Consider the following 16,494-nt stretch of genomic DNA (forward strand, 5'->3'; position numbering starts at 1 on the left):
CGAGCCGGCCGCGGGGGCCGCCGCATCGTCCGCTTCAAGGTCACCGTCCGGGAGGCGCCTGCCGTGTGACGAACGGGGTACTGCGGCAGGATGGACCCCATGCCGAACCGACTGGCCCACGAGACGTCCCCCTACCTGCTCCAGCACGCCGACAACCCGGTCGACTGGTGGCCCTGGGAACAAGAGGCGTTCGAGGAGGCGAGGCGACGCGGTGTGCCCGTTCTGCTGTCGATCGGTTACTCCGCGTGTCACTGGTGTCACGTCATGGCCCACGAGTCCTTCGAGGACCAGGAGACAGCCGACTACCTCAACGCCCACTTCGTCAGCGTCAAGGTCGACCGCGAAGAGCGCCCCGACGTCGACGCCGTCTACATGGAGGCCGTCCAGGCGGCCACCGGACAGGGCGGCTGGCCCATGACGGTGTTTCTCACGCCGGACGCCGAGCCCTTCTACTTCGGCACCTACTTCCCGCCCACCCCCCGCTCCGGCATGCCGTCCTTCCGTCAGGTCCTGGAGGGCGTGCGCAGCGCCTGGGCCGACCGGCGGGACGAGGTCGCCGAGGTCGCCGGGAAGATCGTCCGGGATCTGGCCGGGCGGGAGATCTCCTACGGCGGCACCGAGGCGCCCGGCGAGCAGGAGCTGGCGCAGGCGCTGCTCGGGCTGACGCGGGAGTACGACCCGCAGCGGGGCGGGTTCGGGGGGGCTCCCAAATTCCCGCCGTCCATGGTGATCGAGTTCTTGCTCCGCCACCACGCCCGCACCGGCTCCGAGGGCGCGTTGCAGATGGCGCAGGACACGTGTGAGCGGATGGCTCGGGGTGGGATCTATGACCAGCTCGGTGGCGGGTTCGCGAGGTACTCCGTCGATCGCGACTGGGTGATCCCGCACTTTGAGAAGATGCTCTATGATAATGCCCTTTTGTGTCGAATGTATGCTCACTTGTGGCGTAGTACGGGCTCGGAGCTGGCGCGCAGGGTAGCCCTCGAAACCGCCGACTTCATGGTCCGCGACCTGCGCACCGACGAGGGCGGGTTCGCCTCCGCGCTCGACGCCGACAGCGACGACGGGACCGGCAGGCACGTCGAGGGCGCCTACTACGTCTGGACCCCGCAGCAACTGCGCGACGCCCTCGGTGACGACGACGCCGAGCTCGCCGCCCGCCACTTCGGCGTGACCGAAGAGGGCACCTTCGAGCACGGCGCCTCCGTCCTCCAGCTCCCGCAGCAGGACGGGCTGTTCGACGCCGAGAAGATCGCGTCCATCCGGCAGCGGCTGCTGGACAGGCGCGCGGAGCGCCCCGCACCCGGCCGGGACGACAAGATCGTCGCCGCCTGGAACGGCCTCGCCATCGCCGCCCTCGCCGAGACCGGCGCCTACTTCGACCGCCCCGACCTCGTGGACGCCGCCCTCGCCGCCGCCGACCTCCTGGTCCGGCTGCACCTCGACGACCAGGTCCGCCTCGCCCGCACCAGCAAGGACGGCCGGTCCGGCGCCAACACGGGCGTGCTGGAGGACTACGCCGACGTCGCCGAGGGCTTCCTCGCGCTCGCCTCCGTCACCGGCGAGGGCGTCTGGCTGGACTTCGCCGGGTTCCTGCTGGACCACGTGCTCGCCCGGTTCGTGGATGAGGCGTCCGGTGCGCTTTACGACACCGCCGTCGACGCCGAGCAACTGATCCGCCGGCCCCAGGACCCCACCGACAACGCCGTCCCCTCCGGCTGGAGCGCGGCGGCCGGCGCCCTGCTCGGCTACGCCGCCCAGACCGGCGCGGAACCTCATCGCACCGCCGCCGAGAAGGCGTTGGGCGTCGTCAAGGCCCTCGGCCCGCGCGTCCCCCGCTTCATCGGCTGGGGTCTGGCCGTCGCCGAGGCCAACCTCGCCGGGCCCCGTGAGGTCGCGATCGTCGGGCCGAGCCTCGACGACGGGGCCACAAAGGCCCTGCACCGTACGGCACTTCTGGGCACCGCCCCCGGAGCCGTCGTCGCCGTGGGCACTCCGGACAGCGACGAACTCCCGCTGCTCGCCGACCGGCCGCTCGTCGGCGGTGAACCGGCCGCGTACGTCTGCCGTAACTTCACATGTGACGCGCCGACGACCGATCCGGAGCGGCTGCGCGCGGCTCTGCGGAGCTGACGGGTCGACACGGACGCGGAGGGAGTCGTTCCGGCTGCTTTATGGGTGTGTGCTGCCCATATGGGTCTGTGTTCCGACAGGTCGCGCTATCCAACGCCCCGTTCCGAAACACGCAATTGACCGAAACGGCCCTTGCGCTTCACAGTTTCCCCTTAATCTCTCCACAGTGACGCGACGGGTGTGACGCACCGTCGCGACAGGGGGCATTGGGGATCTGGGGGGATCTGTTGCTGACGTCTGTCTTCATAGCCGTCGTCTCGCTGGCCTTGTTCTGGATGGCGGCTTTCACCCTGTGGTGGCAGATGCACGCGTGGCGTACGCCCGAAGTGCTCGCCTCCACCCGGTTCAGCAGACCGGACGGCGGCGAGCATCTGTCGTTCTCGCTGCTGCTTCCGGCACGGCACGAGCAGGCCGTGCTGGACCACACCATCCAGCGGCTGCTGGAGTCCACACACACCGACTTCGAGATCATCGTCATCGTCGGACACGACGACCCGGAGACCACCGAGGTCGCCGAGAAGGCGGCCGCCCGCGATCCGCGGGTCCGGGTCGTGGTCGACACCCACGAGAAGAAGAACAAGCCGAAGGCCATGAACACGGCGCTGCCGCACTGCCGCGGCGATGTCGTCGGGGTCTTCGACGCCGAGGACCAGGTCCATCCGGAGCTGCTCGCCCACGTCGACCACGCGTTCCGCACCACGGGAGCGGACGTCGTCCAGGGCGGGGTCCAGCTCATCAACTTCCACTCGAGCTGGTACAGCCTGCGCAACTGCCTGGAGTACTTCTTCTGGTTCCGCTCGCGACTGCACCTGCACGCCCAGAAGGGGTTCATCCCGCTCGGCGGCAACACCGTCTTCGTACGGACGGATGTGCTGCGGGAGGCCGACGGCTGGGATCCCGACTGCCTCGCCGAGGACTGCGACCTGGGCGTCCGCCTGTCCAGCGTCGGCAAGAAGGTCGTCGTCGCCTACGACTCCGACATGGTGACCAAGGAGGAGACCCCCGGCAGCCTGATGTCGCTGCTGAAGCAGCGCACCCGCTGGAACCAGGGCTTCCTTCAGGTCTACCGGAAGAAGGACTGGAAGCAACTGCCCACCTTCGGACAGCGGTTGCTCGCCCGCTACACCCTCATGACGCCGTTCATGCAAGCCTTCACCGGGCTCATCATCCCGCTCAACATCGCGATCGCCGTCTTCCTCGACGTACCCGTGGGCGTCGCCTTCATCACCTTCCTGCCGGCCGTCACCGCGCTCGTGACCTTCGTCTTCGAGGTCGTCGGACTGCACGACTTCGGCAAGCAGTACGCACTGCGCGTCCGCTTCGTGCACTACCTGAAGCTCGTCGTGGGCGGTCCCTTCTACCAGGTGCTCCTCGCCGGCGCCGCCGTCCGCGCCGTATGGCGTGAGCAGCGCGGCCGCAACGACTGGGAGCTGACGACTCATGTCGGCGCACACCTCAACGACACAGCGGTAATCCGAGAGGACGTCCCCGCGTGACCTCCACCCTTCCCGCGGTGACCACTCCCAAGGTCCCCGCGCAGCGGCAACCTGCCCCTATCGAGCGTTCGGCCGGCCGAACAAACCCACCGATCCGCCTCCGCTCCTCCCGACCCGACCTCGTCCTGTGCGGCGTCCTGCTCGTCGCGATCCTCGTCGTGCAGGGCTGGAACATCGCCGACTACCCGACCCTCAGCGACGACGAGGGCACCTACCTCGCCCAGGCCTGGGCCGTGCAGGAGGGCCGGGGCCTGGCCCACTACACCTACTGGTACGACCACCCGCCGCTCGGCTGGATCCAGCTCGCCCTGCTGACCTGGATCCCGGCCGCGCTCAGCCCCGAGTCGATGACCGTCGGCACCATGCGCGCGGCGATGCTCGTCGTCAGCGCGGTCAGCGCGGTGCTGGTGTACGTGCTCGGGCGGCGGCTGTCCCTGCCGCGCTGGGCGGCCGGGCTCGGCATGGTCCTGTTCGGCCTCTCCCCGCTGTCGGTCGTCCTTCAGCGGGAGATCTTCCTCGACAACCTCGCGGTGATGTGGACGCTGCTCGCGTTCGCCCTCGCCGCCTCGCCGAGCCGGCACCTCTGGCACCACTTCGGCGCCGGGATCGTGGCCGCCACGGCCGTACTGACCAAGGAGACGATGCTCCTGGTCCTGCCCGCGGTCTTCATCACCATGTGGCGGCACAGCCACCGCGACACCCGCAAGTTCGCCCTGACCGGCGCGATCACCGCCTGCGCGCTGATCGGCCTGTCCTACCCCCTGTTCGCCCTGCTGAAGGGCGAGCTGCTGCCGGGCAGCGGGCATGTCTCGCTGTGGGACGGCATCAAGTACCAGATGACCAGGCCCGGTTCGGGCTTCGTCCTCGACCAGGGCTCCGGCTCCTGGGGCGTCCTCCAGTCGTGGCTCTACTACGACCGTGTCCTGATCCTCGGCGGTCTCGCGGGCGGTCTGCTGCTCCTGCTCACCTGGCGCTGGTCGGTCACCGCCCGCGCGCTGGCCGGACCGTCCTTCGCGGTGGTCGTCCTCGCCCTGACGGCGATGCGCCCGAGCGGCTATCTGCCCGCCATGTACGTCATCCAGGCCCTGCCGTTCCTCGCCCTCGTCCTCGCCGGCGGCACGGCCTCCGTCGCCCACGCGGTCCTGCGGCGCCGGCGGTCCGAGACCGAGCACCGGTATGTCACCGGCGGCCGGTACGCCCTCGCGGCCGTCCTCGCGATCGCCGCCGGTTCCTATGTCGTCCCGCGCTGGTACGAGGGAGATCGCACCGCCGTCACCGCCGACGCCAACGCGCCCTACCGGGCCGCCTCGAAGTGGCTGGCCACCGAGGTGGCGGACCCGGGGGACACCCGCGTCCTGGTCGACGACGCGCTGTGGCTCGACCTGGTGCACGCCGGGTACGAGCCGGGGCTCGGCGTCATCTGGTTCTACAAGGCCGACCTCGACCCGGCCGTGACGAAGACGATGCCGCGCGGCTGGAGGGACCTCGACTACGTGGTCGCCTCGCCGACGGTGCGCCGGGACGCGGCCGACCTGCCGGGCGTCAAGGCGGCCATCGAGCACTCGAAGCCGGTCGCCGTCTTCGGCAGCGGCGCGGACCGCGTCGAGATCCGTCAGATCCAGACAGCCTCGGGAGGGGTTCGATGAGCCAGGAGTCCACCGTCCCGGAGGAGTTGGGCGATCCGTCCGTAGATGCCGCCGAGGTGCCCGAGCCCGGCGCCGTCACCATCGTCGTACCGACCTTCAACGAGTCCGCCAACGTACGGCAGTTGCTGCATCAGATCACCGAGTCGGTGCCGTCCCGGCTGCCCTGCGAGGTCGTCTTCGTGGACGACTCCACCGACGACACCCCGCAGGTCATCGAGGAGGCCGCGCAGGACTGTCCGTTCCCCGTCACCGTCATCCACCGCGACGAACCGGTCGGGGGGCTCGGCGGCGCGGTCGTCGAGGGCATGAAGGCGGCCGGGTCGGACTGGATCGTCGTCATGGACGGCGACTGCCAGCACCCGCCGTCCCTGGTCCCCGACCTGGTCGCCACCGGCGAGCGGGCGAACGCCGGGCTGGTCGTCGCCTCCCGGTACATCAAGGGCGGCAGCCGGGCCGGGCTCGCCGGCAGCTATCGCGTGGCCGTGTCACGGGCGGCGACCTGGCTGACCAAGTCCCTCTTCCCGCGCCGGCTGCAGGGCATCAGCGACCCGATGAGCGGCTTCTTCGCGATCCGCCGCAGCGACATCGCGGCAGAGGCGCTCAAGCCCCTCGGCTACAAGATCCTCCTGGAGCTGGCCGTGCGCAGCCGCCCGCGCGCGGTCAGCGAGGTGCCGTTCGTGTTCCAGGAGCGGTTCGCGGGGGAGTCCAAGTCCACCGCGGCCGAGGGGCGCCGCTTCCTGCGGCACCTCGCCGGGCTGCGTACGGCCGACCCGCTGGCGAGGATGGTGGTGTTCGGGCTGATCGGGCTGACCGGCTTCGTGCCGAACCTGGCCGCGCTGTGGGCGATGACGCAGGCCGGGCTGCACTACCTCCCGGCGGAGATCATCGCCAACCAGTTCGGCGTGGCCTGGAACTTCCTGCTCATCGAGAAGCTGCTGTTCCGCGAGCGCCGCCGGCACCGCCACTGGGCCGACCGCACCGTACGGTTCGCGCTGCTCGCCAACGCCGACCTGGTGCTGCGCATCCCGCTGATCGCGCTGCTGGTCGGGCACTTCGGGCTGGCCGTGCTGCCCGCGACGGCGCTGGCCCTGGTCATCACCTTCGTCCTGCGCTTCGTCGGTACCGAAGCGCTGGTGTACCTCCCGCGCAGGAGCCGCCGCACAGCAAGGAGTACTGCATGAGATCCAGACGGAGAACGGCCCTCCTGGCCGTCATGGGCCTCACCGGGGCCCTGCTCCTGACCGCACCCCCGTCCGCCTCCGCCGCCAACCTCGTCAAGAACCCCGGCTTCGAGACCGCCGGCACCGGTGACATGCCCTACTGCTGGGAGAAGTCCGGCTGGGGCGACAACGACTTCACCTTCGAGACGGTGGCCGACGCCCACAGCGGCGGCAAGGCCATGAAGGTCGAGCTCACCCGCCGCCTCGACGGCGACCGCAAGGCGCTGATCACCGAGTCCGCCGAGTGCGCGCCGGTCGTCACGCCGGGCAAGCAGTACGACCTGGGGCTCTGGTACAAGTCGACCACCCCCGACACTTCGATCACCCTCTTCCGGCACGACCCCACGGCGGGCTGGCAGTACTGGACCGACCTCAAGACGCTGGACATGGCGGCCGGTTGGACCGAGGCCACGGTCCGCACACCCGAGGTGCCCGCCGGCACCGACCGCATCGCCTGGGGCGTCTCCGTCTACGGCACCGGCTCGGTCACCACCGACGACTACACGATGGACCAGGTCGCCGACCCGGTCCCGGACCCGGTGTGCACGGGGACGGCCGAGGAGTGCGCGAACGGCCGCTGGGACGTGCTGCCCACCCAGAACCCGGTGCGCTCCATGCACTCCGTCGTCCTGAACAACGGCAAGGTGCTGCTGATCGCCGGGTCCGGCAACAGCGAGGAGATGTTCGAGGCGGGCACGTTCACCAGCGCGGTCTACGACCCGGAGAACGGCACGTACAAGACGATCCCTACGCCCAAGGACATGTTCTGCGCCGGGCATGTGCAGTTGCAGGACGGCCGGGTGCTCGTGATGAGCGGTAACAAGGGCTATCCGTCGGCCGACGGCACGATCGGCTACCAGGGCTACAAGGACTCGTACATCTTCGACCCGGTCACCGAGACCTACAGCAAGACCAACGACATGAACGACGGCCACTGGTACCCGTCGGCCACCATCCTCGGCAACGGTGACGTCATCTCCTTCGGCGGTCTGAAGGAGGACTCGACCGGTTCGGTCACCGCCGAGCTGTGGTCGGACGCCGAGCAGAAGTGGCTGGAGCTCTGGAAGGTCAACCAGACCTGGTCGTACTGGGGCCTGTACCCGTCGATGATCCTGATGCAGGACGGGCGCCTCTTCTACTCCGGCAGCCATGTCTTCGGCAACAACATCCCGGGCACCGGATCGGCGATCTACGACTACGACGCCAACACGGTCACCCAGATCCCGGGCCTGCAGAACAAGGACGAGCGCGACCAGTCCGCGAGCGTGCTGCTGCCCCCGGCCCAGGACCAGAAGGTCCTCACCATCGGCGGCGGCAACATCGACTCCAACCCGGACGCGAACCGCCTCACCGACGTCATCGACCTCAAGCAGCCCAACCCGACCTACGTCGCGGGACCGCCGCTCCCGCAGGGCACCGTCGACCTCGGGGCCGGCAAGGTCCCCCAGACCGGCGGCCAGGGCAAGATGTACGTCTCCGCCGTACTGCTGCCGGATGGCAAGGTCCTGGAGACGGGCGGCGCGCTGCACAACCGGGCCGACCCGGTGTACGAGTCGTCGATCTACGACCCGGCGACCAACACCTTCGACCCGGTGGCGGCCGACCCGGAGGAGCGCGGCTACCACTCCTCGGCGTTCCTGCTCCCCGACGGCCGCGTGATGGCGACGGGTGACAACCCGGGCAACGGCTCCTGGAACCACGACGTGTCGATCTACACCCCGCCCTATCTCCTCAAGGGCGAGCGCCCGACGATCACTTCGGTCATCGACACCGAGTGGACCTACGGCGACACCCAGCGGATCACCGTCGACCGGCCCATCGCCAAGGCCGAGCTGATCCGCCCGGCGGCGGTGACGCATTCGTCGGATCCCAACCAGCGGTTCGTGGATCTTCCGCTGTCCGTCGACGGCAACAACGTCGACCTGAACGTGACGAGCAACCCCAACCTGGCCCCGCCCGGCTGGTACATGCTCTTCGCGGTCGACGCGAACGGGGTCCCGTCGGTGGCCAAGTGGGTGCACCTCCAGGGTCCGCAGGCCCTGAGCGCGACGGACGCCACCGCGCATGTCCACGAGTTCGCCGACGACCTGACGGGCAAGGTCACGGGCCCCGGAAAGAAGCGGCGGTCCCAGAACGTCGGCCCGACCGTCTCCGGCTGCGACCGCCACTACGGCTCGGCCAACGTCTGCGTCCCGACCGACTTCCCGCCGACGGTGAAGGCGACGACGAAGGCCCGCTGCGACTGGCTGAAGAAGAACGACTACGGCCGTTTGAAGGTCAACGGCAAGGACGACCCGCTGCGGCTGGACCCGAACCGGGACGGGATCACCTGCGGGAAGGGTGATGTGACCCGGCGCTAGCTCGCGTAGTCGGCGAGGGCGCGCTCCACGATGGCCACGAGCTGTTCGTGGTGCGCGCCCTTCCAGTAGGCCCGGCCGCACTGGGTGCACTGCGCGAACACGTCGTACGTCCGCTGCGTCCCGCCCTCCAACTGGTCCGACACCTCCTCCTTGGTCGCCTCCTTCAGCAGCCCGTTGCAGGCGGTGCAGCGTGTCCAGGGCCGCAGCTCGGGCCGGAAGCGGTCCAGGACGTCGCGGAGCTGGTCGTCGGACCGCGTGCTGTAGACATAGGCGCCGGCCCACAGTTCGCGGCGCCGCAGCAGCCCCCGGTCCCGGCTCAGCATGACCCGCCGCTCGGCGGCCGAGCGCGCGGCGAGGGCCGGGTCGCCGATGTCCGTCGACTCGTACGCCGTGTCCACGCCGAGCAGCCGCAGCCGGCGGGCGAGGGTGCCGAGGTGGACGTCGAGCAGGAAGCGCAGGGGAGCGCCGGGCACCCGCTGGGGGCGCTCGACGGGCCGTACGCGGACGGATTCGGCCGCCGCCGGGATGTGCGACACGGGCACCTCGCGTCCGTCCACGACCAGGGGACCGACCTCGGTCAGCGGGACACCGAGGGACTCCACGACATGGCCGAGGGTCGAGACGCCGTCGGTGGCGACCCGGGCGGTACCGTCCTCGCGCCGGCCGTTGGGCAGGAACAGGCGCAGCTCGGGGGCGAACTCGACGTGGATCTCGGGACCGTTCACCCGGTCAGGATGTCACGGGGCCCGGGCGGGGGTCCTGCCGTTTTGCGGCCTGCTGCGGTGCGTCCCGCAGTTTCGGGAGGTCCTTGAAGGCGGCGAGGGCGCGGTCGATGAGTTCCAGCAGGTCGTCGCCGAAGTCGCGCTCGACCCAATAGATCATCGTCTCCAGCAGGGCCCCCATCAGGCCCATCGCGTAGACGCGCACCTCGAGGTCGTTCTCGTCCCGGCCGGTGCGCTCGGCCAGGACCCGGCACAGCATGCGGCCCGTGACGGACATGCTCTCCATCAGGCGGGAGCGCAGCGCGGGGACCTCGACCATGAGCCGGGTGCGCAGGATCATCTCGTCCTGCTCGAATTTCGGGCCGTCGGCGAGCGCCATGGTCAGCCCCTTGTGGATCGACCAGCGCAGCGACTGCAGGACCGGCTCGTCCTCGGGCCGCTCCCGCAGCAGGTCCTCCACCAGCGGGTCGTACTCGTCCGTCAGGACGATGTCCTCCTTGGTGGGGAAGTAACGGAAGACGGTGCTCGGCGAGACCTCGGCGCGCTCCGCGATCTGCTCGACGGTCGTGGCCTCGTACCCCTGCTCCCTGATCAGGGCATAGGTGGCGTCCCTGATGGCGATCCGCGTCTTGATCTTCTTGCGCTCGCGCAGGCTCAGATGGCGAGCCGCCTCCGGAACAGGGGTTCGTGCCGTGGTCATGTCGCTCATTGTCGTTCATCGGCCTCCCGGGGGACCACGACCGCAGCCGGGGGCTCTTCCGCTCCGGGCGGCTCGGCGGCGGGCCGGGTGTTCGGCAGCAGCAGCGCCGTCAGCGCCGCCGTCACCAGGGCGGCGATGCCGCAGACGACCAGCACGGTGGTCATGCCGTCGACGTAGGCGGCGTCGGCGGAGCGGGCGAGCGCGGGCAGGCCGAGCTGCTCGGCGACGGCGTGGGCGCCGCTGAGCGAGTCGCGCGCGGCGTCCGCGGCCGCCTCGGGCAGGCCGGCGGTGTCGATCCGGTCGCCGTAGGAGCCCGCGACCAGGCTGCCAAGCAGCGCGATGCCGATGGCGCCGCCCACCTGGCGCAGCGTCATCAGCAGCCCCGAGCCGCTGCCCGCCTCCTCGGCCGGGATGCCGCCGAGCGCGGCGTCCATCGCGGGCACCATCGCCAGGCCGAAGCCCAGGCCGGCGACGGTCAGCCACAGCGCGGTGAAGCCGTAGCCGCTGCCGGTCTCGGTCCGCGAGCCGAGCAGGGCGGCGAAGCACAGCACCACCAGGCCCGCGGTGACCACCGGGCGCGGTCCCATGCGCTGGACCAGTGTGGTGCTCAGCCGCGCGGAGACCATGAGCCCGCCCATCATCGGCAGCAGCCTGAGCCCGGTGCCGAAGGCGTCGCTGCCGCCGACCTCCTGAAGGTACGTCGGCAGCATGAACAGCAGCCCGGAGAAGACGAAGGTGCCGAGCGTCGCGGCCAGGCTGTTGAACAGGAACCCCCGGTGGGCGAGCAGCTTCAGGTCGAGCATGGGGCGTACGGCCCGCCGCTCCCGCAGGACCAGACCGGCCAGCAGTACGGCGGCCACCGCGAAGGAGCCGAGCACCGTCGTGCTGCCCCAGCCCCGCTCGGGCGCCTCGATGATGCCGAAGACCAGGGCGGCAAGGCCCAGCGCGCTGCACGCGGTGGAGACCGCGTCGACCCGGGGCGAGGAGGGGTCGCGGGACTCGGGCAGCAGGAAGAGGCAGGCGAGGATGCCGACGGCGGCCATCGGGATGTTGATCAGGAAGATCGAGCCCCACCAGTAGTGGTCGAGCAGCACCCCGCCCACCAGCGGCCCGAGCGGCATCCCCGCGGCCATGGCTGCGGTGACCGCGGCGACGGCCTTGCCGCGCTCCTGCTCGCCGAACATCGACGGCAGCACGGACAGGCCGAGCGGCATCACCAGCGCGGCCCCGAGGCCCATGACCGAGCGGGCCACGATGACCAGTTCGGGCGCGTCGGCGACGGTGCCGAACAGGGATCCGGCGAGGAAGACCGCGAGGCCCGCGATCAGCATCCGGCGCCGCCCGAAGCGGTCGCCGAGCAGTCCGGCGGGGAGCATCAGCGCCGCGAAGACGACGACGTACGAGTCGACGATCCACTGCAACTCGCCGGTGCTCGCGTGGAGTTGTCCGGCCATCGTGGGCAGCGCCACGTTGAGGATCGTCAGGTCGAAACCGAGCGTGAGCATGCTCGCCACGAGGGCGCCGAGCGCCCACCAGCGGCGTGCGTCTTTGGTGACAGCAGCCATGAAATGAGAGTAGCTCTCAAAAGAGTGGTACTGTCAATTGACTCGGAGAACGAAAACCGGGGAACGAAAAAGGGCCACGGCTCGAAGCCGTGGCCCTCGCTGAGCGGGAGCAGCTACCCGTGCTGGTACGCCACCAGCGAGATCCCCACGTAGTGCGTGATGAACGCCGCCAGCGTGAAGGAGTGGAACACCTCGTGGAAGCCGAACCAGCGCGGTGACGGGTTCGGGCGCTTGATGCCGTAGATCACGCCGCCCGCGCTGTAGAGGACGCCGCCGACGATCACCAGGACCAGCACCGCGATGCCGCCGGTGCGCATGAAGTCCGGCAGGAAGAAGACGGCCGCCCAGCCCATCGCGATGTAGCAGGGGGTGTAGAGCCAGCGCGGGGCGCCCACCCAGAAGACCCGGAAGACGATTCCGGCCAGCGCCGCCGCCCAGATGCCCCACAGCAGCCACTGGCCCTTGGCGCCCGGAAGGAGCAGCAGGGTCAGCGGTGTGTACGTGCCCGCGATGATCAGGAAGATGTTGGCGTGATCCAGCCGGCGCAGAATGCCGTCCATGCGCGGGCTCCAGTTGCCCCGGTGGTACAGCGCGCTCACGCCGAACAGCAGGCAGGCGGTGAGGACGTAGATTCCGCAGGCCAGGCGCCCCCGGGGCGAGTCTGCGAGGGCGGTGAGCACCAGGCCCGCGACGAGCACCGCCGGGAACATGCCGAGATGGAGCCAGCCGCGCAGCTTGGGCTTGATCTCGCCGGTGAGCTGCTGGGCGTGGTGCGCGATCTGGTGCGGCAGCGAGGGCGCGGCGGAACCGCGGCCGGCGGCCGGCGTGTCCATGGGCGCGTCGGGGACGGGCGCAGTCATGCGGGGCATCGTACCTACGGAACCGTAAGTTACGCGTCAGAGTGGCGAGATGAGCGGCGGTAAGTGGCCATCGTCTCACGGGGTACCCGGTGGGGACACACCCGGGGTGAAGCGGTGGTGACACATCGAAAACATCTGGATGAGTGGCGATGCTCACGCCGCTCACCTGTGACGCCCTCTGGACATATGCGCAGACGCGTCGGATGATCAAATGAGTGCGGTCGGCACCGGATGAGCGCTGAAGATCGCTCGGCACAGCATCCGGGTCGCGGCCCCCACGGGGCAAACAAGGGCATATTCAGGACAAAATCCCTCACTTAGGAGCAACCGTGGCGCGCGACATCGCGGCTCCCCCCGTCGTTCCCACCAACCACCGCGAACTGGTCTCGTGGGTGAACGAGATCGCCGAACTGACGCAGCCGGACAACGTGGTCTGGTGTGACGGATCCGAGGCCGAGTACGAGCGCCTGTGCGGGGAGCTCGTCGCGAAGGGCACCTTCCGGAAACTCGACCCGATCAAGCGCCCCAACTCGTACTACGCCGCCTCCGACCCGACCGACGTCGCCCGCGTCGAGGACCGGACCTTCATCTGCTCCGAGAAGGAGGAGGACGCGGGGCCGACGAACCACTGGATGGACCCTGGAGAGATGCGGGAAATCTTCCAGGGCGAGAAGGGCCTGTTCCGTGGCTCGATGCGCGGTCGCACGATGTACGTCGTGCCCTTCTGTATGGGCCCTCTCGGCTCCAAGCTCTCCGCCCTCGGTGTGGAGATCACTGATTCGGCCTACGTCGCCGTCTCCATGCGTACGATGACCCGCATGGGCAGCGCCGTGCTCGAAGAGCTCGGCGAGGATCGCAACTTCGTGAAAGCCGTGCACTCCGTCGGCGCACCGCTTGAGCAGGGCCAGGCGGACGTCCCCTGGCCCTGCAACCAGACCAAGTACATCTCCCACTTCCCGGAGACCCGCGAGATCTGGTCCTACGGCTCCGGCTACGGCGGCAACGCCCTGCTCGGCAAGAAGTGCTACGCCCTGCGCATCGCCTCGGTGATGGCCCGCGACGAGGGCTGGCTGGCCGAGCACATGCTGATCCTGAAGCTCACGCCCCCGCAGGGCGGGTCCAAGTACGTCGCCGCCGCCTTCCCCTCCGCCTGCGGCAAGACCAACCTCGCCATGCTGGAGCCCACGATCTCCGGCTGGACGGTGGAGACGATCGGCGACGACATCGCCTGGATGCGCTTCGGTGACGACGGCCGCCTGTACGCCATCAACCCCGAGGCCGGCTTCTTCGGCGTCGCGCCCGGCACCGGTGAGCACACCAACGCCAACGCGATGAAGACGCTGTGGGGCAACTCGGTCTTCACCAACGTGGCGCTGACCGACGACGGCGACATCTGGTGGGAGGGCATGACGGAGGAGACCCCGGCCCACCTGACGGACTGGAAGGGCCGGGACTGGACGCCTCAGTCCTCGGACCCCGCCGCCCACCCCAACGCCCGCTTCACGGTCCCCGCCTCGCAGTGCCCGATCATCGCGCCCGAGTGGGAGGACCCCAAGGGCGTGCCGATCTCGGCGATCCTCTTCGGCGGCCGGCGCGCCACCGCCGTACCGCTGGTGACGGAGTCCTTCGACTGGAACCACGGCGTGTTCCTGGGCGCCAACGTGGCCTCCGAGAAGACCGCCGCCGCCGAGGGCAAGGTCGGCGAACTGCGCCGCGACCCCTTCGCCATGCTGCCCTTCTGCGGCTACAACATGGGCGACTACATGGCCCACTGGATCGACGTGGCCAAGGACAAGGACCAGTCCAAGCTGCCGAAGATCTACTACGTCAACTGGTTCCGCAAGAACGACGAGGGCAAGTTCGTCTGGCCCGGCTTCGGCGAGAACAGCCGCGTCCTGAAGTGGATCGTCGAGCGCCTCGAGAGCAGGGCCGAGGGCGTTCAGACTCCGATCGGCATCCTGCCGACCAAGGAGGCCCTGGACACGAACGGCCTCGAACTGGCCGACGCCGACCTCGACTTCCTCCTCACCGTCGACAAGGAGATCTGGCGCGAGGAGGCCGCGCTCGTCCCCGACCACCTCAACACCTTCGGCGACCACACGCCGACGGAGCTGTGGGACGAGTACCGGGCGCTGGTGCGGCGCCTGGGCTGACAGTTCCCCACCCAGGACCGGCGAGGTTCCGTACAACGACGTGCGGGGCCCTGGGCCTGTCGTCGCAAGTTCCCGTCCGCCCCGACGGGACGAGCGCGGCGACAGGCCCTCGCCTGCGAGGAAACGATTCAGCCCCGACGCAGTCGCCGCCGGACCATGCGGGCGACGGCAGGCCAGTCCCCGCCCCCGACGACCAGCACCACGCTCCCGTCCGACTGCTGCCGCACCCGCGCCGTCAGCAGCCGGGTTCCGTGCGTGTACCGCCGACGGGGCAGCCCCCCGCTCGGGACGGACGGCCGCTTCCCGCCCTCGGGGGGTGCCGGGAACCGCAGGGGGACGTCGTGGCGGAGCTTGCCGTCCGCCGACGTCACCCGCAGCAGCAGCTCCCACTTGCCGGGCCGGCGCGTGTGCTCGTGGAGACCGCCCAGGTCGAGGACCAACCGGGCGGTCAGCGGCGCGTCGGTGGCCGACGCCTTCCCGGCGGGAATCTGCATCTCGTAGCCGTCGCTGTGGCGCAGCACGACGCTGTGCCGGACCCGTTCGACGCCGGTGCCGCGATAGTGGCCGCTGCGCACCAGCACGGCCAGCCGCCGTCCGTCGTCGAGCCACTCCATGGCGTCGGGCCCGTCTTCCAGCTCGGCCCAGGAGAGCTTGTTGTGCCGGGAGAGGGAGATCAGCTCGCTGACCCGTCCGCCCTCGCGCAGCAGCTTGTCGCGGAGCTGGTCGACCGGCGGGAAGCGGGTCATGACCTCCTGCGGGATGAACTCCCGCAGCACCTCGCCGGCGATGCGGGCGTACGACTCCTGCCGGTCGGCGGACTTCCAGCGGTGATAGTTCGGGCCGAACTTCGCCAGCAGCTCCACCTTGGCGAACCGCACGAACAACTCGTTGCGCCGCTCACCGGGCTCGGTCAGATCCACGATCGACTGCAAAGCCGTGCGCACCGCCGAGTAGAACGACTCGGCCGTTGGCTGCTGCTTGGTCAGATGCGGGAATCCCTCGCGGTTCACGAGGTAGTAGCAGTCGTAGTCGGCCACCACCGAGATCGCCCGCGCCCTCAGATAGGCCGGGACGATGAACGGCTGCTCCTCGGCCAGCCGCACCCCCTCGGCGAACCGCAGGCCGTACTCGACCACGAGCGAGCGCCGGAAGAGCTTCTGCGGCGTCAGGGTGAACATCGCCTTGGTCGACCACACGTCACCCTGCTCGACCGTCGCGGCGAACGGATCGGTCGGCACGCCCCGGCCGACCCCGCGCATCCGGCCCAGCACCACGTCCGAGTCGTTGCGCCGGGCGGCGTCCACCATCCGCCGCAGCGCGTCCTGGCCGAGGTAGTCGTCCGGGTCGGCGAAGAACAGGAACTCGCCCCTGGCCAGCTGTAAGCCCCGGTTGCGCGGCCCGCCGGGCGCCCCGGAGTTCTCCTGGTGTACGACCCTGACGTTGGGGTACCGCTCCGCCCAGTCGTCCAGCAGTTCCCCGCTGGCGTCGGTGGAACCGTCGTTCACGGCCACGATCTCGATGTGCTCGAACCCGAGGCTCTGCTCCACGATCGACGCCAGGCACTCCTCCAGGAAGTCGGCGGCGTTGCACACCGGAATGACCACCGTGACCGCTATGTCGCTCATATCAACCTCTCCCC

The 16,494-nt window shown here is 69.7% G+C and carries 11 protein-coding genes; 6 read left to right on the plus strand and 5 right to left on the minus strand.

The window, feature by feature from the left end; all coding sequences use genetic code 11:
• Positions 1 to 99: 99 nt before the first annotated feature.
• The 5 genes from ACP4J3_RS01150 (at position 100) to ACP4J3_RS01170 (ending at position 8,855) form a co-directional block, all read left to right on the plus strand.
• On the plus strand, positions 100 to 2,133 hold the full coding sequence (locus ACP4J3_RS01150) for a thioredoxin domain-containing protein (protein WP_426529335.1): 2,034 nt from the start codon (positions 100 to 102) through the stop codon (positions 2,131 to 2,133).
• Positions 2,134 to 2,360: 227 nt separating this feature from the next.
• Entirely contained in the window at positions 2,361 to 3,629 is a 1,269-nt protein-coding gene (locus tag ACP4J3_RS01155) for a glycosyltransferase (protein ID WP_426529337.1), read from the plus strand.
• Positions 3,626 to 5,275 (plus strand): ArnT family glycosyltransferase, encoded by a 1,650-nt coding sequence (locus ACP4J3_RS01160; RefSeq protein WP_426529339.1) that lies wholly within the window; start codon positions 3,626 to 3,628, stop codon positions 5,273 to 5,275. The genes ACP4J3_RS01155 and ACP4J3_RS01160 overlap by 4 nt, the downstream gene beginning before the upstream one ends.
• Positions 5,272 to 6,456, plus strand: coding sequence for a glycosyltransferase (locus ACP4J3_RS01165; RefSeq protein ID WP_426529341.1), 1,185 nt, complete (start codon positions 5,272 to 5,274; stop codon positions 6,454 to 6,456). Before ACP4J3_RS01160 ends, ACP4J3_RS01165 begins: the two co-directional genes overlap by 4 nt.
• Positions 6,453 to 8,855: a galactose oxidase-like domain-containing protein gene (locus tag ACP4J3_RS01170; RefSeq protein WP_426529343.1), complete on the plus strand. Its 2,403-nt coding sequence runs from the start codon at positions 6,453 to 6,455 to the stop codon at positions 8,853 to 8,855. Before ACP4J3_RS01165 ends, ACP4J3_RS01170 begins: the two co-directional genes overlap by 4 nt.
• On the opposite strand, the gene ACP4J3_RS01175 is transcribed toward ACP4J3_RS01170, so the two are convergent.
• The 4 genes from ACP4J3_RS01175 to trhA all read right to left on the minus strand — a co-directional run bounded on the left by ACP4J3_RS01175 (position 8,852) and on the right by trhA (position 12,702).
• A complete protein-coding gene (locus tag ACP4J3_RS01175; protein ID WP_426529345.1) occupies positions 8,852 to 9,580 on the minus strand; it encodes a Mut7-C RNAse domain-containing protein in 729 nt (242 codons plus the stop codon). The two genes, ACP4J3_RS01170 and ACP4J3_RS01175, sit on opposite strands and share 4 nt — an antisense overlap.
• A gap of 4 nt (positions 9,581 to 9,584) precedes the next feature.
• The gene (locus ACP4J3_RS01180) at positions 9,585 to 10,277 is read right to left on the minus strand and encodes a TetR/AcrR family transcriptional regulator (protein WP_426529347.1); all 693 of its coding nucleotides are present in this window, start codon (positions 10,275 to 10,277) and stop codon (positions 9,585 to 9,587) included.
• A gap of 5 nt (positions 10,278 to 10,282) precedes the next feature.
• A complete protein-coding gene (locus tag ACP4J3_RS01185) occupies positions 10,283 to 11,842 on the minus strand; it encodes an MFS transporter (RefSeq protein ID WP_426529349.1) in 1,560 nt (519 codons plus the stop codon).
• 113 nt (positions 11,843 to 11,955) lie between these two features.
• Positions 11,956 to 12,702, minus strand: coding sequence for a PAQR family membrane homeostasis protein TrhA (gene trhA, locus ACP4J3_RS01190; protein ID WP_426529351.1), 747 nt, complete (start codon positions 12,700 to 12,702; stop codon positions 11,956 to 11,958).
• 329 nt (positions 12,703 to 13,031) lie between these two features.
• On the opposite strand from trhA, the gene ACP4J3_RS01195 reads away from it, so the two are divergent.
• The gene (locus ACP4J3_RS01195) at positions 13,032 to 14,855 is read left to right on the plus strand and encodes a phosphoenolpyruvate carboxykinase (GTP) (protein ID WP_426529353.1); all 1,824 of its coding nucleotides are present in this window, start codon (positions 13,032 to 13,034) and stop codon (positions 14,853 to 14,855) included.
• 128 nt (positions 14,856 to 14,983) lie between these two features.
• Here ACP4J3_RS01195 and ACP4J3_RS01200 read toward each other — a convergent pair whose 3' ends face one another.
• Positions 14,984 to 16,480 carry a glycosyltransferase family 2 protein gene (locus tag ACP4J3_RS01200; protein WP_426529355.1) on the minus strand — a complete coding sequence of 499 codons (1,497 nt, stop codon included), beginning with the start codon at positions 16,478 to 16,480 and terminating at the stop codon, positions 14,984 to 14,986.
• Between the last annotated feature and the right edge of the window lie 14 nt (positions 16,481 to 16,494).

Origin of the sequence: Streptomyces sp. UG1 (genome assembly GCF_049974585.1) — a bacterium.
Lineage (GTDB): Bacteria > Actinomycetota > Actinomycetes > Streptomycetales > Streptomycetaceae > Streptomyces.